Origin of the sequence: Kitasatospora sp. NPDC059577 (genome assembly GCF_042735475.1) — a bacterium.
Classification (GTDB): domain Bacteria; phylum Actinomycetota; class Actinomycetes; order Streptomycetales; family Streptomycetaceae; genus Kitasatospora.
The window spans coordinates 99,480-119,799 of sequence record NZ_JBHWBZ010000007.1 but is presented as its reverse complement, the minus strand read 5'-3'; the positions used below and the strand labels follow the sequence as shown (position 1 = coordinate 119,799).

Annotated in this window: 19 protein-coding genes; 12 read left to right on the top strand and 7 right to left on the bottom strand. The window is 75.1% G+C overall.

All coding sequences use genetic code 11. The features are described 5' to 3' along the window. Window position 1: 1 nt before the first annotated feature. Complete coding sequence (locus tag ACFV0O_RS09430) at window positions 2-1,072, bottom strand: ATP-binding cassette domain-containing protein (RefSeq protein ID WP_380338573.1); 1,071 nt, start codon at window positions 1,070-1,072, stop codon at window positions 2-4. A gap of 191 nt (window positions 1,073-1,263) precedes the next feature. Here ACFV0O_RS09430 and ACFV0O_RS09425 point away from each other — a divergent pair, with 191 nt between their 5' ends. Further along, entirely contained in the window at window positions 1,264-2,019 is a 756-nt protein-coding gene (locus ACFV0O_RS09425; RefSeq protein ID WP_380338570.1) for a TetR/AcrR family transcriptional regulator, read from the top strand. Window positions 2,020-2,026: 7 nt separating this feature from the next. Here ACFV0O_RS09425 and ACFV0O_RS09420 read toward each other — a convergent pair whose 3' ends face one another. Beyond that, window positions 2,027-3,424 carry a pyridoxal-phosphate dependent enzyme gene (locus tag ACFV0O_RS09420; RefSeq protein WP_380338567.1) on the bottom strand — a complete coding sequence of 466 codons (1,398 nt, stop codon included), beginning with the start codon at window positions 3,422-3,424 and terminating at the stop codon, window positions 2,027-2,029. Between the two features lie 407 nt (window positions 3,425-3,831). Between ACFV0O_RS09420 and ACFV0O_RS09415 the strand changes: the two genes are divergently transcribed. Beyond that, complete coding sequence (locus ACFV0O_RS09415; protein WP_380338565.1) at window positions 3,832-4,305, top strand: hypothetical protein; 474 nt, start codon at window positions 3,832-3,834, stop codon at window positions 4,303-4,305. A 7-nt stretch (window positions 4,306-4,312) separates the two neighbouring features. On the opposite strand, the gene ACFV0O_RS09410 is transcribed toward ACFV0O_RS09415, so the two are convergent. Next, window positions 4,313-4,888: a hypothetical protein gene (locus tag ACFV0O_RS09410; protein WP_380338562.1), complete on the bottom strand. Its 576-nt coding sequence runs from the start codon at window positions 4,886-4,888 to the stop codon at window positions 4,313-4,315. 208 nt (window positions 4,889-5,096) lie between these two features. Here ACFV0O_RS09410 and ACFV0O_RS09405 point away from each other — a divergent pair, with 208 nt between their 5' ends. Continuing rightward, the gene (locus ACFV0O_RS09405) at window positions 5,097-6,239 is read left to right on the top strand and encodes a serine hydrolase domain-containing protein (protein WP_380338559.1); all 1,143 of its coding nucleotides are present in this window, start codon (window positions 5,097-5,099) and stop codon (window positions 6,237-6,239) included. Between the two features lie 764 nt (window positions 6,240-7,003). Here the strand turns inward: ACFV0O_RS09405 and ACFV0O_RS09400 are convergent. Continuing rightward, a complete protein-coding gene (locus ACFV0O_RS09400; RefSeq protein ID WP_380338557.1) occupies window positions 7,004-8,419 on the bottom strand; it encodes an alpha/beta hydrolase in 1,416 nt (471 codons plus the stop codon). Between the two features lie 311 nt (window positions 8,420-8,730). Beyond that, window positions 8,731-9,540 (bottom strand): alpha/beta fold hydrolase, encoded by an 810-nt coding sequence (locus tag ACFV0O_RS09395; protein WP_380338554.1) that lies wholly within the window; start codon window positions 9,538-9,540, stop codon window positions 8,731-8,733. Between the two features lie 309 nt (window positions 9,541-9,849). Between ACFV0O_RS09395 and ACFV0O_RS09390 the strand changes: the two genes are divergently transcribed. Further along, a complete protein-coding gene (locus ACFV0O_RS09390) occupies window positions 9,850-10,377 on the top strand; it encodes a GNAT family N-acetyltransferase (protein WP_380338551.1) in 528 nt (175 codons plus the stop codon). Window positions 10,378-10,503: 126 nt separating this feature from the next. Here the strand turns inward: ACFV0O_RS09390 and ACFV0O_RS09385 are convergent, their stop codons facing one another. After that, the gene (locus ACFV0O_RS09385) at window positions 10,504-12,087 is read right to left on the bottom strand and encodes a PQQ-binding-like beta-propeller repeat protein (protein ID WP_380338548.1); all 1,584 of its coding nucleotides are present in this window, start codon (window positions 12,085-12,087) and stop codon (window positions 10,504-10,506) included. Window positions 12,088-12,490: 403 nt separating this feature from the next. On the opposite strand from ACFV0O_RS09385, the gene ACFV0O_RS09380 reads away from it, so the two are divergent. Both ACFV0O_RS09380 and ACFV0O_RS09375 read left to right on the top strand, forming a co-directional pair. Further along, window positions 12,491-13,501: an aminoglycoside phosphotransferase family protein gene (locus ACFV0O_RS09380; RefSeq protein ID WP_380338545.1), complete on the top strand. Its 1,011-nt coding sequence runs from the start codon at window positions 12,491-12,493 to the stop codon at window positions 13,499-13,501. 605 nt (window positions 13,502-14,106) lie between these two features. Beyond that, complete coding sequence (locus ACFV0O_RS09375; protein ID WP_380338542.1) at window positions 14,107-14,796, top strand: alpha/beta hydrolase; 690 nt, start codon at window positions 14,107-14,109, stop codon at window positions 14,794-14,796. A gap of 588 nt (window positions 14,797-15,384) precedes the next feature. Here ACFV0O_RS09375 and ACFV0O_RS09370 read toward each other — a convergent pair. Further along, window positions 15,385-16,299, bottom strand: a complete 915-nt coding sequence (locus ACFV0O_RS09370) for a LysR family transcriptional regulator (RefSeq protein ID WP_380338539.1) — start codon at window positions 16,297-16,299, stop codon at window positions 15,385-15,387. A gap of 131 nt (window positions 16,300-16,430) precedes the next feature. On the opposite strand from ACFV0O_RS09370, the gene ACFV0O_RS09365 reads away from it, so the two are divergent. From ACFV0O_RS09365 to ACFV0O_RS09340, 6 genes are all read left to right on the top strand, one after another. Further along, window positions 16,431-17,156, top strand: coding sequence for an SDR family oxidoreductase (locus tag ACFV0O_RS09365; RefSeq protein ID WP_380338536.1), 726 nt, complete (start codon window positions 16,431-16,433; stop codon window positions 17,154-17,156). Then, window positions 17,149-17,784, top strand: a complete 636-nt coding sequence (locus tag ACFV0O_RS09360) for an ester cyclase (protein WP_380338533.1) — start codon at window positions 17,149-17,151, stop codon at window positions 17,782-17,784. The genes ACFV0O_RS09365 and ACFV0O_RS09360 overlap by 8 nt, the downstream gene beginning before the upstream one ends. Window positions 17,785-17,872: 88 nt before the next feature. Continuing rightward, window positions 17,873-18,229 carry a DUF6204 family protein gene (locus ACFV0O_RS09355; protein ID WP_380338530.1) on the top strand — a complete coding sequence of 119 codons (357 nt, stop codon included), beginning with the start codon at window positions 17,873-17,875 and terminating at the stop codon, window positions 18,227-18,229. 78 nt (window positions 18,230-18,307) lie between these two features. Beyond that, window positions 18,308-18,856, top strand: coding sequence for a MarR family transcriptional regulator (locus ACFV0O_RS09350; protein WP_380338527.1), 549 nt, complete (start codon window positions 18,308-18,310; stop codon window positions 18,854-18,856). 159 nt (window positions 18,857-19,015) lie between these two features. Further along, window positions 19,016-19,702 carry a class I SAM-dependent methyltransferase gene (locus tag ACFV0O_RS09345; protein ID WP_380338524.1) on the top strand — a complete coding sequence of 229 codons (687 nt, stop codon included), beginning with the start codon at window positions 19,016-19,018 and terminating at the stop codon, window positions 19,700-19,702. Then, a complete protein-coding gene (locus ACFV0O_RS09340; protein WP_380338521.1) occupies window positions 19,699-20,073 on the top strand; it encodes a sulfurtransferase TusA family protein in 375 nt (124 codons plus the stop codon). The genes ACFV0O_RS09345 and ACFV0O_RS09340 overlap by 4 nt, the downstream gene beginning before the upstream one ends. Window positions 20,074-20,320 lie beyond the last annotated feature (247 nt).

Below are 20,320 nucleotides of genomic sequence, written 5' to 3'. Positions count from 1 at the left end.
ATCAGGCGGCCCGTCCGGCCTCGGCGGACACCGCGGCACCGGCGGACCCCGCGGAACCGGTAGGTTCCGCGCCCCCGGCAGGTTCCACGGCCCCGGCGGACCCTCCGGGCGCACCGGAGCCTCCGGCGGGCCGGTCGGTCAGCGCCAGGAACACGTCGTCCAGCGACGGCGCCCGCACCGCGACGTCCTCCGCGACGACCCCGGCACCGTCCAACTCCCGCACCAGCGAGGGCAGCAGGACGGAAGCGCCCGGGGCCGTCAGCACCGTGACGGTCCGCTCGGCGACGTCCACCCGCGCGTCACCTCCCGTCATCGCCGACAGCACGACGGCGGTGGAGGCGAGTTGCCGCGGATCGGCCAGGGTGACGGAGACCTGGCTGCCGATCGCCGCCTTGAGCCGGTCCGGCGGTCCGGTGGCGATGGCGGCGCCGTGGTCGACGACCACGATGTGGTCGGCGAGCCGGTCGGCTTCCTCCAGGTACTGGGTGGTGAGCAGCACCGTGGTGCCGCCGTCCGCCAACTCCTTGACGGTGTCCCAGATCTCCTGCCTGCTGCGCGGGTCGAGCCCGGTGGTCGGCTCGTCCAGGAAGAGCACGGGCGGGCTGGTGACCAGGCTGGCGATGAGGTCGAGGCGCCGCCGCATGCCGCCGGAGTAGGTGCGCACCAGCCGGTCGGCGGCTTCGTCGAGCCCGAAGCGGGTCAGCAGTTCGTCGGCGCGTGCCCGGGCCCGGCGGGCGCCGAGGCGGTGCAGCCGGCCGAGCAGGTGGAGGTTGTCGCGGCCGGTGATGCCCTCGTCGACGGCGGCGTGCTGCCCGGCGAGCCCGATGGCGCGGCGGACGTCCTCGGCGGCGCGGACGACGTCGTGTCCGGCGACCCGGGCGACGCCGCGGTCGGGGGCGACCAGGGTGGCGAGCACGCGGACGGCGGTGGTCTTGCCGGCGCCGTTGGGGCCGAGGAGGCCGCAGACGGTGCCGGCCGGGACGGTGAGGTCGAGGCCGCGCAGGGCCTCGGTGGCGCCGAAGCGCTTCTCCACGCCCGCCATCTCGATGGCGGGCCGGGTGGTGTCGGACATGACTCTGCCCTTCTCTAGGTACAGCGTACGTAGAAGTGCGTGCGGACGCCACCCTACTACGTACGGCGTACGTATCTAAGATGGGAGGGCGAGGTGATCTTCCAGTGCCGTCCAGCAAGCCCACGCCGTCCAGCACGGCCGCGTCCGACCAGGCAGGGCCCGTGACCGACAGTTCCGTGACCGGCGGGCCCGTGACCGACAGTTCCGCGACCGCCGGGCCCGCGACCGGCGGCCCCGGGCCGGCCAAGCCCACGCCCCCCGAGGCACCCGAACTGATCTGGTTGCGCCCCGAACGCACCGGCCGCGGCCCGCGCCCGGCCCACAGCCGCGACTCGATCGCGGCCGCGGCCATCGGGATCGCCGACGCCGAGGGCCTGGACGCGGTCTCCATGCGCCGAGTCGCGGCCGTGCTCGGCGCGGGCACCATGTCGCTCTACAACTACGTGCCGAAGAAGGAGCACCTGCTCGACCTGATGCTCGACGCGGTCGCCGGCGAGTACCGGCTGCCGGCCGCGCCGAGCGGCGACGTCCGGGCCGACCTCGCCGACCTCGCCCACCAGCAGCTCGGCATCTCCCGCCGCCACCCCTGGCTGCCCACACTGCTGCTGGCCCGACCCAGCATCGGCCCCAACGCGCTGCGCTACACCGACCACTTCCTGGCCGTCACCGCCCCCACCGGCCTGGGCGGCGGGGCCCGGATGGAGGCGATGGCGCTGTTCAACGGGTTCGTCACCCAGTTCGCACAGTACGAGCAGACGGCCGCCGCGGGCGCCAAGTGGCAGGCCGAGCTGGTCGGTTACCTCGGCCGGGCGGCGGCCGGCGGCGAATTCCCGCACCTGGCGCAGGCGTTCGCGACCGCCGGCCCGCCCGCCGACCCGGACAAGGCCTTCGACCGCACGCTGGACCGGGTGGTCTCCGCCATCCTCGCCCCCACGAGCGACATCTGACGCCGCATCAGTCCGCGAACGCCTCCCCCGGCAGGACCCCGGCCACCCGGCCGTCCACCAGCACCAGGACGGCCGGGTGGCCGCCCTCGGCCGCCCGGCCCGCCAGCGCCGCCCGCGCCTCGGCCACCGACTGCCCGACGCCCACCGTCGGCAGCGCCGGCCCCACCAGCGCGCCCAGTGGATCGTCCGGCTTGGCGGCGCCCTCCGCGAGCGCCGCCGTCAGCGCCTCCCGCGACACCGAGCCCACCAGCTCCGTCGCACTCACCCCGAACGGGCGCGCCGCCCGCGCCAGCGCCACCGGCGCCACACCGCCCGGCGCGGCCCGCAGCGCCTCCACCGCCTCGCCGACGGTCGCGTCCGCGGGGACCGCCACCAGCGGATCCGCCGCCTCCAGCGCGGCCCGGACCGCCGTCTCCCCCGGCTCCTCCAGGAAGCCCCACTCCCGCATCCAGGTGTCGCTGTGCACCTTGGACAGGTACGAGCGCCCCGAGTCCGGCAGCAGCACGACCACCAGGTCGTCCGGGCCCAGCCGCCGCGCCACCCGCAGCGCCGCCGCCACCGCGGTGCCCGAGGACGGGCCGGCCAGGATGCCCTCCTCCCGGGCGAGCCGGCGTGCCGTCAGCAGCGACTCCCGGTCCGGGATCCGCTCGAAGGAGTCGACCACCTCCGAGCGGTAGGCCTGCGGCCAGCGGTCCTCGATCGTCCCGGGGTGCAGGAAGTGCCCGATGCTCTCCACGAACCACGGGCTGCCGTCCCCGCCCCCGTACGAGGAGGACTCCGGATCCGCGCCGACCACGGTCACCGCACCGCCGGACGCCTGCTTCAGGTACCCGCCGGTGCCGGTGACGGTGCCGCCGGTACCGACGCCGGCGACGAAGTGGGTCACCCGGCCACCGGTCTGCTCCCAGATCTCGGGGCCGGTGGTCCGGACATGGGCGTCAGGATTGGCCAGGTTGTCGTACTGGTTGGCGAGCCAGGCGCCGGGGATCTCCTCGGCGAGCCGCCGGGCCACGTTGAACAGGTGCGCCGGATCCTCCTGCGGCACGGCGGTCGTGGCGAGCACCACCTCGGCGCCGTACGCCCGCAGGATGTCCGACTTCTCGGGCGCCGACCGGTCCGACACCCCCGCGATCACCCGGTACCCGCGCTGCCGCCCGACGATGGCCAGACCGATGCCGGTGTTGCCGGAGGTCGCCTCGACGATCGTCCCGCCCGGCTCCAGCAGACCGTCCCGCTCGGCGGCCAGGATCATCGAGAGCGCGGCGCGGTCCTTGACACTGCCGCCGATGTTCAGGAACTCGGCCTTGGCGTAGACCGGCGCGGCGATACCGGCGCCGAGCCGGGCGAGGCGGAACAGCGGCGTCCCGCCGATCGCGTCGAGGACGGATTCGTGCACTGCGGTCATCCTGGGCTCCTTCATCCGGGCCGTCCCGGCCTTCCCTGTCATTCGCGCCGTCCGTGCCGCCCCGGCCACCCGACCGTTCGGCTGCCCGGGTCGTGCGGGCCGCCCCGGGCATCCGGTGCGGCGTGTACGGACGTACCGACCGAGCCTTCCCACACCCGCGCCCCGCTAGGCCCGGTCCGGCCGAGCCGTCCCGACGTGCGCCTCCCCCACCCGACGGGCACCTCCCCCACCCGACGGGCGCCGACCCCACCCGACGTCTGTCTCCCCCACCCGACGGGCGCCGACCCCACCCGGGGCCGTTTCCCCCGCCCGGGGGAGACGGCCCCTCCTCGTGCGGGACGGCAACCCGGGCCGCCCCCGGCAGGCTTGGGGCACCGAAAGCCCCGCGGAGCACCCGACGACCGGACATGACCCGACGCCGACTGCACGCCGTCACCCTGGCGGGCGCGCTCGCCCTGCCGTACATCGCGCTGAAGTCGTACTGGGCGGCGGGCGGCCGCGCCGGACTGGCCGACGGCTACCGGATGGTGGACGACTTCCGGCGCAACGGCGCACCCGCCGCGCTGATCCGGCTGGAGCAGCACGGCGTCGACTTCACCGCCGTCCTGGCGCTGGCGGGCGTCGCGCTCGCACTCGTCCTGGCCCGGCGCCCACCGGCCCGCACCCTGCCCCGCCGCCTGCTGCTCGTCCCCGCCTGGGCGGGCACCCTGCTGGTCCCCTACGGGCTGCTCACCGCCCTGCTGGGTGCGAACGGCGGCCACGCCGCGGGCGGCGACCCGATCACCGGCTGGATCGTCCCGGCCGGGGCCGCCGCCTTCGTCGGCATCGGAACGGCCCTGGGGGTCGCGGCGTGGTCGCACCGTCCGCCAATCAGGACCTGACGGCTCGTCACCATCCGTTCGGGTGCCGCGACAACCAGCCGGCGTGCCGCGCCTTCAGCCGATCGCGCTCCGCCGTCGTGGCCAGGAACACGTCCGCGCCGCCGTCGTACGGGTGGTGGATGCGCCGCAGGTCGGTGTCCGTGATGATGACGCCGGCCACCTCATCGTCGGCGACCTGGCGCAGCAGACCGTCCAGGCAGCCGCGCCGCCACGGGAGCTGCTCGACGTAGGCGTGACCGTAGGTGCGGAACGCCGGGTCGGGGTCGTCGGTCTGCAGCCAGGTCCGCCAGTGGGTCGTTCCCGGGCGCGCGGCGGGGGCGGGCGGATCGGAGGTCCACGCCGGAATGATGACGTACAGCTCCGTGCCGCCGAACAGCTCGTCCAGCACCGTGTTGTGGCGCTCCAGCACGATCGCGTACTCGCGTTCGTCGCCGGGGTAGCGCTTGGAGTCGGGCAGGCCGTGGAAGCGCACCCAGACGTCCCGCCCCCGCTCGTCCAGCTCGTGCCCGACCGGCAGGCTCCCCGGCCACCGTCGCTCCCAGCGCCCGGTCAACGCCTCCAGGTCCACCGCGACCCCCGCCACCCGTCCTCCTCCTCCTCCGATCACCGGGATCCGCAGGACGGACGCCGACCCTCCGCCGGACCGACGGCGCGTCACCTCCCGGATCGCCGCCGAGTCTGTCACACCCGCCCCTTCAGCCCCGACCTGGTGAAATTCCCTCGTCCCGGCTGTCCGGCTCCCGTAGCGTGGTCCGGTCGTTGATCTTGAGGGCAGAACGGGGCTCCACACCATGCAGCAGTACCAGGGCTGGGCCGACGAACGGTTCGGCACCGTCGCGGACGCCTTCGCGCGCAACTTCGCCGACTTCCCCGAGCTGGGCGCCGCCGTCACGGTCTTCGCCGGCGGCCGCAAGGTGGTCGAGCTGTGGGACGGCACGGCCGACGAACGGACCGGCCGGGCCTGGACGCAGGACACCGTGGTGCCGGTGTTCTCGTGCGCCAAGGGCCCGGTGAGCATCTCCGCGCACCTGCTCGCCCAGCAGGGCCGGCTCGACCTGGACGCCCCGGTCGCCCGCTACTGGCCCGAGTTCGCGCGGCACGGCAAGCAGGACGTCACCACCCGGATGATCCTCGGCCACCGCGCCGGCATCCCGGCGCTGGACGCGGTGCTCACGTTCGAGGAGATCGCCGCCTGGGAGCCGGTGATCCGGGCGATCGAGGCGCAGGAGCCGCTCTGGGAGCCGGACACGGCCTACGAGTACCACGGCCACGTGTTCGGCTTCGCGGTCGGCGAGGTGATCCGCCGGATCACCGGCCTGACCCCGGGCGCGTTCCTGCACAAGGAACTCGCCGAGCCGCTCGGACTGCCGGTCCGGATCGGCCTGCCGGAGAGCGAACTCCCCCGCCTGGCGCGGCTGGTGGAGGCGGAGGGCCGCCGCCCGATGCCCGGCCCCGAGCACCTGCTGACCCGGATCGTGACGATGAACGGCGCACTGGTCTTCCCCGGCCTGGACGCGCCGCACGGCTGGAACGACCCGGCCCTGCACGCGATCGAACTGCCCGGTGCGGGCGCCGTCGCCTCCGCCACCGGGCTGGCCGGCCTGTACGCGGCGGCGGTCACCGGCCTGGACGGCGGGGAGCGGCTGCTCTCCGCCGAGACGGTCACCGGGATGGTGCGCGAAGTCTCCTCCGGCGCGGGCTTCCTGGGCTTCGACATGGGCGCCCGCTGGGGCTCCGGTGTCCTGCTCGACTCCCCCGCCTTCCGCGGGCTGCTCGGCGCGCGGAGCTTCGGCAACGACGGCGCCGGCGGCCAGTTCGCGTTCGGTGACGACGAGTTCGGCATCGGCTTCGGTTACGTCGCCAACCGGATGATCGGCCACGGCGACGCCCGGGCGACCCGGCTGATCGACGCGGTGCGCGGATGCCTGGGGTGACGGACTTCCTCGCTCTCCTCACCGGCCTGGCCGGCACCGGCAGCCTCGGCGAGCTGCGCTACGGCGCCTCGCTGCCCGAACTCGCCGCCCACTACGGCGATCCCTGGGACGGCGGCCGGATCCACCGCGACGACCGCTGGCCGCACGGCTTCAACTGGGGCGACGTACTGACGGTGTTCTGCCGCTGCCGGCAGCTGCACTCGCTGTCCCTGCCGGCCTGGTACGGCGAGCTCGAACTCCCGCGACCGGGCGGCGGATCAGTGACGCTCGGCAGCCGCGTCACCGAGACCGAGCTGATGGCCGCGCTGACCGCCTCCGGCCACACCTGGCAGACGGTGACGTACGAGAACCTCCCGGACCAGAAGAACCTGATGTTCTCGCCGGCCGAGGAGGTCCGGGTGGAGCTGGTCCTGACCAACCGGGAGACCTACGACGAGCCGCCGTCGGAGGAGTTCATGCTGTACAAGGCGATGCTGTGGGGCTACGAGCACGTCGAGTGCCCCGAGCCGGACCGCACCCTGCCCGACGACGGCTGGGGCGGGGGGGGCCGGCGCGCGGGGGGGGCGCCCCCCCCGGGGGGGCGCGGGGGGGGGGGGGCGGGGGCGCGGGGGGGGGGGGGCGCCCCGCCCCGGCGGCCGCCGCCGGGGCGGGGGCCCGGGGGGGGGGCCGTTCCGTCCCCTGTGCGGAACGGACCGCCGCCGACTCCCCGAACTCCCGTGCTGCTTCGGCTGCTTCGGTTACTTGGGTTACTTCGGTTACTTCGGTTACTTCAGCAGGAAGTCGTACACGGCCTGCCGTCCGGCCGGGTTCGCCGCCCGGGTCTGCACCGAGTGCGCCGCCCCGGGCACGATCACGATCTGCGGGTCGTGCGCCGACTCGGCCTGCTGGTACAGCCATTCGTTGGGCGTGGACAGGTCCCGGTCGCCGCCGAGCAGCAGCACCGGCACGTTCGGCAGCTTGCGGTGCGCCGGCGGTGTCGGCGGGACCTGCTCGCGCGGCCAGTCCAGGCAGACCAGCAGGCTGCCGAGGCCGGTCGCGGTCGCCGGGTCGTACGGCCAGGTCTGTTCGGCGGTCAGCCGCTGCCGGGTGCGCTCCAGCGCCGTCGCGCGTCCCGCGACCGGGGTGTCGGTGGTGCCCCACGGGAAGTGCGAGTCGGCACACACCGTGGCGGCGTGCAGTCCCTGGCTGAGCAGGTTCGCGGGGGCGGCGTCGCCCTGGTGGACGGTGTCGATGAAGGCCTGGAGTTTGGCCGGCTGCCCGGCGGCGGCCTCGTGCAGGGCCTGCGCGACACCGCCGTAGTTCGGGTCGGTGAACTCGTAGCTGGTGAGGGCGTCCAGGATCTGCGCCCCGTTGCCGTACTGCCGGACGGTGGCGGCGAGGTCGGCGGCCGGGTCGGTGGTGCAGCCGGTGGCCTGGCAGGCGGCGCGCAGGACGCGGGCGCTGGCGGGCAGTGCGGCCAGGTCCAGGGGGTCGTAACCCTGTTGCGGAACCACCGAGTCGAGCACCAGCCTGGCCACGTGCGCCGGGTGGGCGAGGGCGTAGCGTTCGGCGACGAAGGTGCCGTAGGAGACGCCGTCCAGGGTGAGGCGCCGGTCGCCGAGGGCGCGGCGCAGCAGGTCGATGTCGGCGACGGTGTCCGCGGAGCCGTAGTGGCGGGCGTTCGGGCCGAGGGCGGCGGCGCAGTCGGCGATGGACTGCTTGCGGGGTGCGGAGAGGTCGGAGGAGCCCATGTCCTCCTGGAGGCCCGGGCATTGGAGCGCGCCGCCTCCGGTGCCGCGCTGGTCGTACATGACCAGGCGGTAGTCCTTCAGGACGGGCTCCATCTTGCCCGCGATCCGCTTCATCAGCGGGACACCGGGCTGGCCGGGGCCGCCGGTGAGGAACAGCAGGTCGCCCTTGGGGGCCTTGGTGTTGCCGGTGACGGCCACCGCGAGGTCGAGGGTGCCGGGGGTGGCGCCGCTGTGGTCGAGCGGGACGGTGAGGGTCCCGCAGGTGAACTCGGGTGCGTCCGGGCAGGGCGCCTGCCCGGTGATCCCGCCGCCGGGTCCGGCCTGGTCGGCCGCGGCAACGACATCGGCGGCGGGGCCGCCGGAGGCGACGGCGGGGGTGGCCAGGGTGGTTCCGGCGACCACCGCGACGGCACCCAGCAGGGCGGCGAAACGGCCGCGCGTGCTCGTCATGTTCGTCCTTCCGCTCGCACCGCGTCCGTACTGACGCGGTCACGGAAGTAGCCTGCGCCCCGGGAGACTTCGATGGCGAGCACGGGCACCGGGATTCGTCCAGGGTCGAATCCTGGTCCCCCGGAAGGCGGACGAAACCGCCCCGATCGGTCGTGGCCGGAACGGCCAGGGCGCGGACCGCCTCGTACGGGCAGCGGCTCGACCCGGGCCCGCGGCGGACCGCCTCGTACGGGCAGCGGCTCGACCCGGGCCCGCGGCGGACCGCCTCGTACGGGCAGCGGCTCGCTTCCCGCGCGCCGCGGCGCGGTCCGTCACGCCAGCACGCGCGGAAGGACCACCCGCACCCAGTCCTCCGGCCGCGACAGGTGCGGGGCGTGGCCGCCGCCCGGGTACAGGTGCCGCTCCGCCTTCGGCAGGGCGAGGTCGATGAGGTCGAGCACCTCGCCGAACATCGGCGCGCTGTCGTCGCTCTGCGTGAGCAGCGCCGGGTCGGTGAAGCGAGCCAGTCCGGTGAGGTCGAGGTCGAGCGCGTCCGGGTCGCGCAGTTCGTCCAGGTAGGTGGGCGCGTTGCGGATGTAGGTGTGCCGGATGGGCGCGGGCAACTGCTCCCACGCGCCCGGTCCGTAGGCGAGGCTGTCCACGTACAGTTCGGCGGCCGCGGCCGACTCGGCCTGCTCCAGCAACTCCCGGACGGCGGCGATCCGGTCGGCGAAGGCCGTGCCGATCGGGCGCAGGTCGGGGTCGGCGAGCAGGATGCCGGTGCCGGGCGGCTCGTGCACGGCGATCCCCCGGAGCAGGTCGGGAATGGCGGAGGCGAGCCGGAGGGTGACCAGCGCGCCGTAGGAGTCGCCGTAGACGAAGGCCGGGGCGAGGCCGAGCTCCCGGATCAGCCCGGCCAGGTCAGCCGCGTCCTCGTACACCGAACCCTGGGTGAGCGGGTCCTCGCTGCGGCTGTGCCCCCGGCGGTCGTAGACGACGGTGGTGGCGGACTCCGCCAGGCCCGGAACCACCCGCGCCCAGGAGTCCCCGTCGCTCCACGAGCCGTGCACCAGGACGACGCCGGGTCCCTCGCCGCGGACCTCGTAGTGCAGCGCCACCCCGTTCACCCTGATCTCGGCCATCACGAGCCTCCCGATCTCTGCGGTGCTCCCCCACCAGCCTGACACAACCGCCTGGAAGGCTCAGATCCGCCGGTCCGGGCGGCTGCGGTACCCCGCCACCGGGCCTCCGGGAGGTGCGCGGGGGCCGTGATGCGGGCCGTCATGCAGGCCGTCAAGACGGCAGAACCCAGGACCGGGCCGAGGACCGGGACGGGACCGGGACGGGATCGGGGCCGAACCCGGGGTCCGGCCGAGGACCGGGGCGGGATCGGGCCGAAGATCATCCTCACGCGTGATCCCGCCGCCCGGCGTCCGTGCCAGGCTCGACGCATGCACTACGCCGTACGCCGGATCGCCGCCGAGGAATGGCGGGAACTCCGCGAGATCACCCTGGAGGCGCTCCGGGACTCCCCCGACGCCTTCAGCCTGTCCTACGCCGACGCGGCCGCCCGCCCCGACGGCTACTGGCAGCAGCACGCCGCCGCCGAGGCCACCTCCGGGGACTGCGCCACCTTCACGGTCCGTGACGACCACGGCGCCGTGGTCGGGATCGCCGGCGTCGAACCCATCCCGCACGTCCCCGACACCGCGCACGTCCACGCCGTCTACGTCGCCCCGGCGCACCGCGGTGCCGCCGGCCCCGCCGCCGACCTGGTGAACGCGACCATCCGCCACGCGCGCGACCACATCGACGTGCGGTGGCTGACCCTCGGCGTCAACGAGAGCAACGGGCGCGCGCTGGCCTTCTACCGGCGGCTCGGCTTCGAGGACACCGGCAAGGTGATCCCCTACGTCCGGAACCCGGCCGAGAAGGTCTTCATCCTGGGCTATCCGGGCTTCCGCGACGCCCCCCGGTAGGACGGGCCGCAGCCGCACTCCCGGCCGCTGCGCGTGCGGGTGCGGGTGCGGGTCCGGATGCGCGGGCTCGTGCGGGCGCGGGTGCGCGGGTGCGGCCCGTGCGGGTGGCGACGGAACGTCCGACGCTCAGCCCATCCCGCGCACCGGCGGCTCGTCCCGGGTGCCGTCCTCCGCCACCACCGTGAACCGCCCGGGCCCCGACGCCGACAGGTCGACCGGGTACAGCGACGCCGTCCCGTTCACGTCCATCTCCGCGCTCCGCCGTCCCGTCGCGGTGTCGACCCGGGTGATCCTGGTGCGGGTCATCGCCCACACCGCCGTCCCGTCCACCACCAGGCCGGTGACCTGGTCGTCCAGCCCCGCCGTCCAGCGCTGCCCGCCGTCCGCGAGCGAGTAGGCCACCAGCCGCCCGGTCGCGCTGCGACTCGGGTGCTTGCCGCCGCTGATGCTGACGTCCCCGGGCTTCTCCCCCGGCACGATGAACAGGTCCCCCACGACCACCCCGCCGAACAGCGGCCGGGCGTCGAACTCGTCGAAGGCGTGCAGCCCGCCCAGCATGACGTCCAGGTCGTACTCCTCCCCGGAGACCGGGATCGACGCCCGCGGCCGCCCGGCCCGGTCGTAGCTGAGCACGGCGTGCGTCCCGCGCTCGCCCTGGGCGTCCACCCACACCGTGAGCGGGTCGACCGACACCACCGCGAGGTTCTTCAGCCCGCCCTCCACCGGCAGCGCGATCCGCGACCGTTCCTGCCCGTCCGCGGCCACCAGCGACCGCAGGACCGGCGGCGCCTCGCCGCACTGCGCCACCGCCACCACGTCCGCCGCCCCGCCCGCGACCTGCAGCGGGGAGCAGCCGGCGTCGACCGCGGTGCGCCACACGGCCCCGCCGTCGGTCAGCCGCACCGCCCGCCAGCCGCCCTTCTCCTGCAGGACGGCCTGCTGTCCGGCGACGACGACCACGTCCGGTGCGGCTGCGTCCCCGTCCCGGGCGGGCGCGTCGACGGCGGCGGTCCAGCCCTCACGGCCGTCGGCGAGGTCGAGCGCGGTCACCGCCGCGCAGGGCTTGTCGTGCGGCGAGTGGCCGATCAGCCCGACGCCGCCGGTCGCGGCACCGTCCTGCCCGGCCCCGGGTTGTCCCGCCCCGGGTTGTCCCGCCCCGGGCTGTCCCGCCCCGCCCGGCCCGGTCCCGCCCTGCCCGATCCCCCGGCTCATCGCGCACACCGAGTCGTTCCCCGGCGGCGACCAGCGCCAGACGACGGCGCCGGTGCCACTGCGGTACGCCACCACCAGATCCGGCCGGACCCGCACGACCAGGCCTCCCGCCGTCCAACTGCCCAGCGCGCGGGTCGTGGACGGGCGGTCCAGTGGCGCCTTCCAGGAGTCGTTGAGGCCGTCACCGGCGAAGAGGACGAATATTCCGAACCCCAGCAGTGCCCCCAGGGCTGCCGACGGAAGCCCGCGCCGGGGGTGGATCAGTGCCCAGACGAAGCCCGCACCGCACGGCATCAGCCCGAGGATGCTGATGATGCCCATGTAGGCGAGGCTGTCGCCGCCGAACCCGTTCCCGGGCCCGAACAGCACCGCCAGCCCCATGGTCGCGAACATGGCTCCCAGCACACCGCCGGAGACCACCATCCAGGTCTCCTTGTTCCAGGCGGACCTGACACCCCACCCCGCCCGGACCACGCTGTCCTCGGGCCCAACGGCCATGCCGGTCTCTCCCCTGCGACGCGCCGCCCACCGCGACAGAACGACGATCACCGGATCGTCGCAGAGCCCCACCATGATCCGAAACAAAGAGCAGGGAAAACCCCGGCCATCACCTGCACATGAGAGGCGCGGAATCAGGCGTTCGTCACGAATCCTCCTGCGGTCCCGGCGCCGGACCAGCACGGGCCAATCGTGGCCCTTCACTTCCATCCGCTTCCGTCCACATCCGCCACTCCCCCCATCCCCACCACCCCGGCCCCGCCGACCACCCCAGCCTCTCCGGCCACCGCGGCCCCGCCGTCGCCCCGAACCCCGTCCCGCCGACCGGGTCCGCGCCGGGTCCACGGCTTACCGCTCCCCCTCCGGCTAAACTGTCGCGCTCCACCGCCGAGGGGAGTCACCGATGAGCGACCCCGCCCAGCCCGACCGCGGCAACACCGGCGACAGCAGGGACACCGGCAACACCGGGGACAGCAGGGACAGCGGGGACACTGCGCCGGAGCAGCCCGCAGCCCCCACCCGAACCACCCTCGACGCCCCGACCGTCCGCGCCCTGCTCCAGGAACAGCACCCGGACCTCGCCGCACTCCCGCTGCACCCGGTCACCGGCGGCTGGGACAACCAACTCTGGCGGCTCGGCGACGAGTTCGCCGTCCGGGTGCCGTGCACCGGGCGCGCGTCGGAACTGCTGCGCAAGGAACTGCACTGGCTCCCCCGACTCGCCCCCGACCTCCCGCTCCCGGTCCCCCGGCCGTTGCGGGCGGGCACGCCGTCCGAGCGCTTCCCCCGCCCGTGGGCCGTCACCACCTGGATCCCGGGCGAGCCGAGCGACCGCGCCGCCATCACCCGCCCCGCGCACGCCGCCGACACCCTGGCCCGCTTCCTCCTGGCCCTGCACCGCCCCGCCCCGGCCGACGCCCCGCCCGGCACCGGCCGCGGCACGCCCCTCGCCGAGGAACAAGACCCGTTCGACCACCGGATCCGGATCCTCGGACCCGCCGGCCTCGCCGCCGACTCCCCATCGGTCCGGTCACTGTGGAAGGACGCGAGCTCCGCGCCCGAGTACCGGGGCCCGCGGCTCTGGCTGCACGGCGACCTGCACCCCGCCAACGTCGTGGTCACCGACGGCACCCTCTCCGGCGTGCTCGACTTCGGGGACCTCTCCACCGGCGACCCGGCCGCCGACCTCGCCGCCGCCTGGGTCCTCCTGCCCGTCGGCTCGGCAACGCGGCTCTTCGACGCCTACGGCCCCGTCGACCGGGCGACGGTCCGCCGGGCCCGCGGCCGGGCGCTGCTCTGCGCCCTCTCGCTGATCTCCGTCGGCCTGGCCTGGGAGCGCGGCCTGCCCGGCGGTCAGCCGACCTGGGGTCCGGCGGGCAGGGCGGCACTGGAGCGCGTCCTGGCGTCCGCCTGACGGGCACCCGACCGCCGGCTGGCCCCACCGCCGACCCGCTCACCGGCCCACCGCCCGCCGCCCGCCGCCCGCCGCCCGCGGGGGATCGCACCAACAGCCTTGACCGACAGCCCAGTTGAGGACGGGGAACGCTCGACCCGCGACGCGGAGCCGCCGCACCCCCGCCCCTTGATCACCCGACCGGGTGAGCCTCGCCACCCGGCAGTACGCGCCCGCAGGGGCGGCTCGTTCTGCTGTACGTGACTCCCCTGCTCCTCACACCTCCGTTCTTCACACCTACGCCATCACCCGTGCACGGCGTCGCACCGAGGCTCCCGTGGCCGTGATCGGCCGGGCGACGGCGGCGGTGATCTCCCTGGCGATCTTGCTCGTCCCGGCGGCGGTCACACCGGGCGGCGAACGGTCGCCCGAGATCGGAGCCGGCCGGTGGGCGGGGACGTCGTGGAGGTCGTGGACACCTGGACCTCACCGCTCGGCACCCGCCGGGCCCAGGTCATGGTGACGCGCACCCGGGTCACCGGCTGGGTGCCGTAGTCCCTGCTCGCGCACCGCGACCCGTCACCGGAACCGTAGAATCCGACCGTCCACACCAGGGAGGATCACGCGTGTTCCGAGCGCACCGTCCGCGCACACCAGAGCTGACCCCGCGACAGGGGGACGAGCCGGTCAACGGCGTCGCCCTGCTGCTGCCCGGCGGGTTCCTCCGCAGCCGCCGGGGGCCGTTGAAGGTCGCCGAGCTGGGCCTGCGGGAGCTGGCCGGCGAGCTCACCGAACGCGGCCGGCCGCACGGCCTCGCCGTGCACCTGCTGCGCTACCGCTACAGCGGCTGGAACGGCGACGACGCCGACACCGCCGTCGACACCCACTGGGCGCTCGACGAACTCGCCCGGCGGTACGACGGCGCACCGGTGGTCCTGATCGGCAACTCGCTCGGCGGACGCGCCGCCTTCTGGTGCGCCGGCCACCCCTCCGTCGCCGGCGTCGCCGGAATCGCCCCCTGGCTGCCCAGCGGCGACCCGGTCGACCAGTTGGCCGGACGCCGGGTGCTGATCGTCCACGGCACCGGCGACCGCAGCGCGGCCAACGCCACCCAGTCGCTGGAGTACGCGCTGCGCGCCCGGCCGGTCGTCCCGGACCTCGCCCGCTACGAGATCCCGGGCGCCAACCACTACCTGATCCGCGAGACCCGCGCCGTCAGCGCCCTCACCACCGCCTTCACCCTCGCCACGCTCGCGGCCGAACCCGCCGCACTCGCCACCGGCGCTGTCTGCACCCGCCTCCCGGTACGGGTGTAGCGCGCTCGGAGACCCCTCCCCGGTCGGGGCACCGCCCGGTGCACCGACCGGGCTCCGCGACCCGTACCCGGACGGGGCGCCCGGCGGCACGCGGCCCCTGCGGGGCGCACGACGGACGGACTCGGTCGTTCGCCGGGTCCCGGGGGTGTGGGCCCCGGGAACGGGCCCCTCGCGAAGGGTGTTCCCGGGCGCGGGTTCTCCGGACACGGGTTCTCCGGACACGGATTCCCCCGGCTCAGGGGTGCCCATCGGCAGGGCACCCCGGTGACGTTCCCCCGTGATTTCTGCCGATCGGCACATGCACGATCGAGGCCTGGGCGACCACTCTTGGAGTCACCGAACGGCGGCCGTCCGAGCCGCCGGAGAAGGGAGTCTCCACCGTGGTCCGCATCCGCGCCGCCCGCAGGCAATCGACCCGGCGTCACATCCGTGCGGCCCGCCGGGGGTCGCGCCACCCCGCCGCCATCGCGCTCATCCGCCCGTCACCTCACCGTCCACCCCGGCCCCGCGCCTCACGGCCGCACGGCCCTCCGGCAGCGTCACACCCACGCCGCCCGCCACCCGCCTTCCCCGTCACCCGCACCCCCGTCAGTCGCACACCGGCCCGGCCGCAGGCAGGCCGGGGTTGACGCGGGCCTGCTCGGCGAGCAGGTCGGCGAAGGCCACGGTGAGCGGGTCGGGGCGGGTGCGGGTGTAGGCGGTGAGGGTCCGGCGGATCGGCGGGTCCGGGCGGAGCACGACGCCGTCGAAGTGCGCCGGGACGATGTTGGCGGGCACCAGGGCCGGGCCGAGGCCGGCTGCGGCCAGCAGCGGTGCGGCGGAGGTCTGTTCGGCGCGGACGGCCGCCCGGGGGTGGAAGCCGGCCCGGGCCGCGACACGGTCGAGCAGGTCGGCGAGGCCGTTGTCGGGGGCGTAGTGGACCCAGGCGCGGTCGGCGAGTCCGGCCAGCGCGACCGTACCGGTGGGGCTGTCGGCCAGCGGGTCGTCGGCGGGCAGGACGACGGCGAACTCCTCGACGCCGAGTTCGCGGATCGGACCGTCCCAGTCGGCCGGCCCGGGTCCGATGGCGACGTCGGCGCGGCCGGCGGCCATCGCGGCCTGGAGGCGGTCGGCGTGCGGGTACTCGCGCAGCCGGATCCGGACACCGGGGTGCCGTCGGCGCCAGACGCGCAGGACGGGCGGCAGGATGCCGAGGCTGACGGAGTAGATGGCCGCGACCTCCAGCTCGCCCTCCTCCAGTCCGGCCGTACGCCGGGCCACCGTGTGCAGGCGGTCGGCCTCGGCGAGCGCGGCACGGGCGTGCGGCAGGACCGCCCGGCCCATCGGGGTGAGCCGCACGGAGCGCGGCAGGCGTTCGAGCAGCGGTCCGCCGACGGCCTTCTCCAGGGCCCGCATCTGGTGGGAGAGCGCGGGCTGGGTGACGTGCAGTTGCTCGGCCGCACGGGTGAAGGAGCCGGTGTCGACCACCGTGACCAGGTACTGGAGCTGCCGAAGCGTTGCCATGAACGGATTTTATCGCTGCCGTAGAAAACAAGCCTTGGACTCATCGCACCAGCTCAGGAGAGGGTCGTGGTGTGGCCGCAGCAGTACGCGACAGGCGGCCGATCCCCCCTCTGCCACCAAGGAGCACCCTCATGTCCGATGACAGTTCTCTCAAGGGCCGACGCCTCGTCGTGGTCGGCGCGGGTTCGCACACCGGGCGGGCACTCGCCAAGGCCGCTTCGGCCGCCGGTGCCGAGCTCGTGCTGGCCGGTCCGGACCCGCGCAAGCTGGAGTGGACGGCCGGTGAGCTGTCCGGGCCGTCCGAGGTGCTCGCGGTCGACCTGGCGGACGAGCGGTCGATCGCCGAACTCGCGGCCCGGGTCGGCCGGTTCGACCACCTGGTGTCCACCGCCGCGATGCCGGCCAACGGCCCGCTGCGGGACCTCGACGCGGCCGATGTGCAGCGGGCGTTCTCGGCGAAGGTGATCGGGCCGATGCTGCTGGCCAAGCACCTGGCCGACCGGGTCTCCGGGAGCGGCTCGTTCACGTTCTTCTCCGGTGTGGCCGCCTGGCGTCCGGCGCCCGGCCGCACGGTGATGGCCACGACCAACGGCGCGCTCGCCTTCCTGGTGCAGGCGCTGGCGGTGGAGATCGCGCCGGTCCGGGTCAACGCGGTGTCCCCCGGCATCGTCGACACCGGTTCCTGGGACGGCCTCGGTGCCGACAAGGAGGCGTTCCTGCGGGGCGTCGCCGAGCGCAATCCGGCCCGTCGCGTGGGCAGCACCGAGGACCTGGTCAGGGCCGTGCGCTACGCGATCGACAACCCGTACGTCACCGGCACCGTGCTGCACGTCGACGGGGGCGGTCGCCTTGTCTGAGACCCGACCCCGGGGAGCGGTCCGTCCCCGCGCCCTGACCCGCACCGCCGCCGTCGCCGCCGCGCTGGCCGCACTGGCGGGCGGCACCGCCGCGGCCGCGCCCGTCCACGACGCCGGGCGCCACCCCATCCCGCACGCCTGGCCGGAGCGCCTGGTCGACCGCTCACCCGGTCTGGTCCAGCCGAAGGCGCTCACCGTGGACCGTTCGATCGGCGCCCGGCGCGCGGCACAGGAGGTCCACCTGGCCCAGCAGTTGTACACGTTCTGGAACACCGGACAGCAGCAGTACCTGGACGCGGCGATCAGTCCGCGGTTCCGGGACAACACCCTGCCTCCGGGCCGTCCGCAGGGCCCGGCGGGCCCGGCGCTCGCCTCGCGCACCTTCCGCGCCGCCGTTCCGGACCTGACCTGCGAGCTGTCCGACGTCCTGGTCACCGGTGACGAGATCACCGCGAGGCTGGTCTTCCGCGGCCACTTCACCGGAAGCTTCAACGGTGTCCACGGCCGCGGCCAGGCCGTCGAGTTCAACGCCATCGACATCCAGCACGTCGGCACCGACCGGATCGTCGAGGACTGGCACATCGAGGACAACACCGCCCTGCTCGCCCAACTGGGCGTCCACGGCTGAGGTCCGTCGCCAGGCCGAGGGGCCGCCGACCGCCGACGCCCGGAAATCACGTTGGCGGTCGGCGACCCCTCCTGCCTATCGTCGGGGGATGACCACCCGAACCTTCCGCATCATGGTGCGCGGCGTCTTCGACGGCCTCAGCGACGGGCAGCGCGCCGAGCTCCTCGCCGCCGCGCCCGAGCACGACGTCCTGCACGCGGCCTTCACCCGCGAAGGCCACCTCAGCTACGACCTCTCCGCGCGGGCCGCCTTCACCTTCCGCTTCCTCGACGGCGGCGAGGCCGAGGAGGACATCCTGGAGGCCACCGAGCGGGCCGAGCAGGCAGCGCGCGACTGGCTGGCCGAGCGCGGCTACGGCCACAAGAACCTCCGCTCCCAGGCCGAGGACCTCTCCCAGGCACCCCTCGGCAAACGACAGCGCCGCGCCGCCGGCACCGCCCACTGACCGACCGGCCCCTCCCCCTCCCCCACCTCCTTGACGACTCTTCGCCGAGCTATGCTTGAGTGGTCAAGGAGGTGGCAAATGACAGAGCCGACAGCACGACCGGCATCAGCGCCGGCGACCGCACCGACCACCGAGCCGTCAGCGGAGCCGACGACGGCGCCATCAGGTCCGGTCCCGGGCGCCGACCCGCTGGAGACCGCCCTACGACTGGTCCGCGCCCAGGCAGCCGTGGTCAAGCGGTTCGACGCGAGCCTCAGCAGCCTGCACGGCGTCAGCCTCTCCGACTTCACCATGCTGCTGCACCTCGCCCAGGCCCGCGGTGCCCGGATGCGCCGGGTCGACCTCGCCGACGCCCTCGGCCTCACCGCCTCCGGCGTGACCCGCGGCCTCGCGCCGCTGGAGCGGATCGGCCTGGTCACCCGCGAGACCGCGGCCCGCGACGCACGGGTCGCGTACGCCGCCCTCACCCCGACCGGCCGCGAGCGGCTCGCCGAGATGCTGCACACCGCCCGCCAGGTCGCCGCCGACCACTTCGTGGCCGAACGGTGGAGCCCCCAGGACCTCGGCCACCTGTCGGCCCTGCTCACCCGGGCCGGCGGCACCGCCCCCGGCACGCGGCTCGGCTGACCGGCTCGGGTGACCGGCTTGACTGAGCGGCACACCACCCGGCCCGCCTCCGAGCGCCCGGAACGGCCCCCGACACCCCACCGGACACCCCGCGCCCTACGCTGAACCAGCACCGCCCGCACCGCCCGCACCGCCCGCACCGCCGCGAAGGGCACCGCCATGACCCACACCCCCGGCACCCCGCCCGGCCGGGAGCCCGCCCTCGCCGACACCCAGCGCGCGCACTGGCAGCGGACCCACGCCGACAACCCCGGGATGTACGGCGAGCGTCCCTCCGCCCCCGACCGGTACGCCGCCGAGGCCTTCGCCGCCGCCGACGCCCGCGAGGTGCTGGAGCTCGGCGCCGGGCACGGCCGCGACGCGCTCCACTTCGCCCGCGCGGGCTTCCCCGTGCCGGCCACCGACTTCAGCCCGACCGGCCTGCAGCAACTGCGCACCGCCGCCGCGGACCAGGGCCTGGCCGACCGGCTCGCCGTCACCGCCCACGACGCCCGCGACCCGCTGCCCCACCCCGACGCCTCCGTCGACGCGGTCTTCGCCCACATGCTGCTCTGCATGGCGCTCTCGACCCGGGAGATCGAGGCACTCGTCGCCGAGGTCCGCCGCATCCTGCGCCCCGACGGCGCCTTCGTCCACACCGTCCGGCACACCGGCGACGCCCACTGCGGCGCCGGCACCGGCCACGGCGACGACGTCTGGGAACACGGCGGCTTCGCCGTCCACTTCTTCTCCCGCGAGCTGGTGGACGCGCTCGCCGCAGGCCGACACCTCACCGACGTCCACCCCTTCGACGAGGGCGAGCTGCCCCGCCGCCTCTGGCGCATCACCCAGGAGACCCCGCGATGACCGCCCCCGACCGCACCGCCCCCACGACCGACCTGAACGCCCCGAACGACCCCGCCGACCCGAACACGCCGGTCGCCACCACCCCCGACCTCACCGTCGACGGCACCGGCCTGCTCTGCGTCCAGCTCCTGCTCCGCCTGCGCGCCCGGATCGCGCACCTCCCGGCTGGCGCGGTGGTCCACATCCACACCACCGACCCCGCCGCCCCGCTCGACCTGCCCGCCTGGTGCCACCTCACCGGCCACGAGTACCTCGGCCGGATCCCGCACGAGGCCACCGACCACGAGGTGTACGGGCTACGTCTCACCTCCGCCCCGGTCGTCACCCGCCCCGACCGCCCCTGGCACCCGGCTCCCGCCCCCACCGACTGACCCGCCCCTCCCCCCATCGACCGGCATCCGACCGGAGGCCCCAGACGCGAACCCCCGGACACGAACCCCCGGCCGCGAACCCCCCGACGCGCAACCCCCAGCCGCGAGCCCCGCACGAAAACCCCGCACGCCCGGCCCGGACCCCCGTCGCAGACTTCCCTCGTGCCCGCGCCCACCACCGGCCCCCGCCTCGGGACCCACCCGATGCCCGCCTCCTCCCGCTCACCTGCGACGACCTCGGTCCGAA

Bases quoted from the DNA above. Each gene is read 5' to 3' on its own strand.
- ACFV0O_RS09420 (WP_380338567.1), bottom strand. From the start codon at position 3,424: ATGACCGCAGTGCACGAATCCGTCCTCGACGCGATCGGCGGGACGCCG.
- ACFV0O_RS09430 (WP_380338573.1), bottom strand. From the start codon at position 1,072: ATGTCCGACACCACCCGGCCCGCCATCGAGATGGCGGGCGTGGAGAAG.
- ACFV0O_RS09390 (WP_380338551.1), top strand. From the start codon at position 9,850: ATGCACTACGCCGTACGCCGGATCGCCGCCGAGGAATGGCGGGAACTC.
- ACFV0O_RS09395 (WP_380338554.1), bottom strand. From the start codon at position 9,540: ATGGCCGAGATCAGGGTGAACGGGGTGGCGCTGCACTACGAGGTCCGC.
- ACFV0O_RS09405 (WP_380338559.1), top strand. From the start codon at position 5,097: ATGCAGCAGTACCAGGGCTGGGCCGACGAACGGTTCGGCACCGTCGCG.
- ACFV0O_RS09370 (WP_380338539.1), bottom strand. From the start codon at position 16,299: ATGGCAACGCTTCGGCAGCTCCAGTACCTGGTCACGGTGGTCGACACC.
- ACFV0O_RS09355 (WP_380338530.1), top strand. From the start codon at position 17,873: ATGACCACCCGAACCTTCCGCATCATGGTGCGCGGCGTCTTCGACGGC.
- ACFV0O_RS09400 (WP_380338557.1), bottom strand. From the start codon at position 8,419: ATGACGAGCACGCGCGGCCGTTTCGCCGCCCTGCTGGGTGCCGTCGCG.
- ACFV0O_RS09380 (WP_380338545.1), top strand. From the start codon at position 12,491: ATGAGCGACCCCGCCCAGCCCGACCGCGGCAACACCGGCGACAGCAGG.
- ACFV0O_RS09350 (WP_380338527.1), top strand. From the start codon at position 18,308: ATGACAGAGCCGACAGCACGACCGGCATCAGCGCCGGCGACCGCACCG.
- ACFV0O_RS09415 (WP_380338565.1), top strand. From the start codon at position 3,832: ATGACCCGACGCCGACTGCACGCCGTCACCCTGGCGGGCGCGCTCGCC.
- ACFV0O_RS09340 (WP_380338521.1), top strand. From the start codon at position 19,699: ATGACCGCCCCCGACCGCACCGCCCCCACGACCGACCTGAACGCCCCG.
- ACFV0O_RS09365 (WP_380338536.1), top strand. From the start codon at position 16,431: ATGTCCGATGACAGTTCTCTCAAGGGCCGACGCCTCGTCGTGGTCGGC.
- ACFV0O_RS09345 (WP_380338524.1), top strand. From the start codon at position 19,016: ATGACCCACACCCCCGGCACCCCGCCCGGCCGGGAGCCCGCCCTCGCC.
- ACFV0O_RS09385 (WP_380338548.1), bottom strand. From the start codon at position 12,087: ATGGCCGTTGGGCCCGAGGACAGCGTGGTCCGGGCGGGGTGGGGTGTC.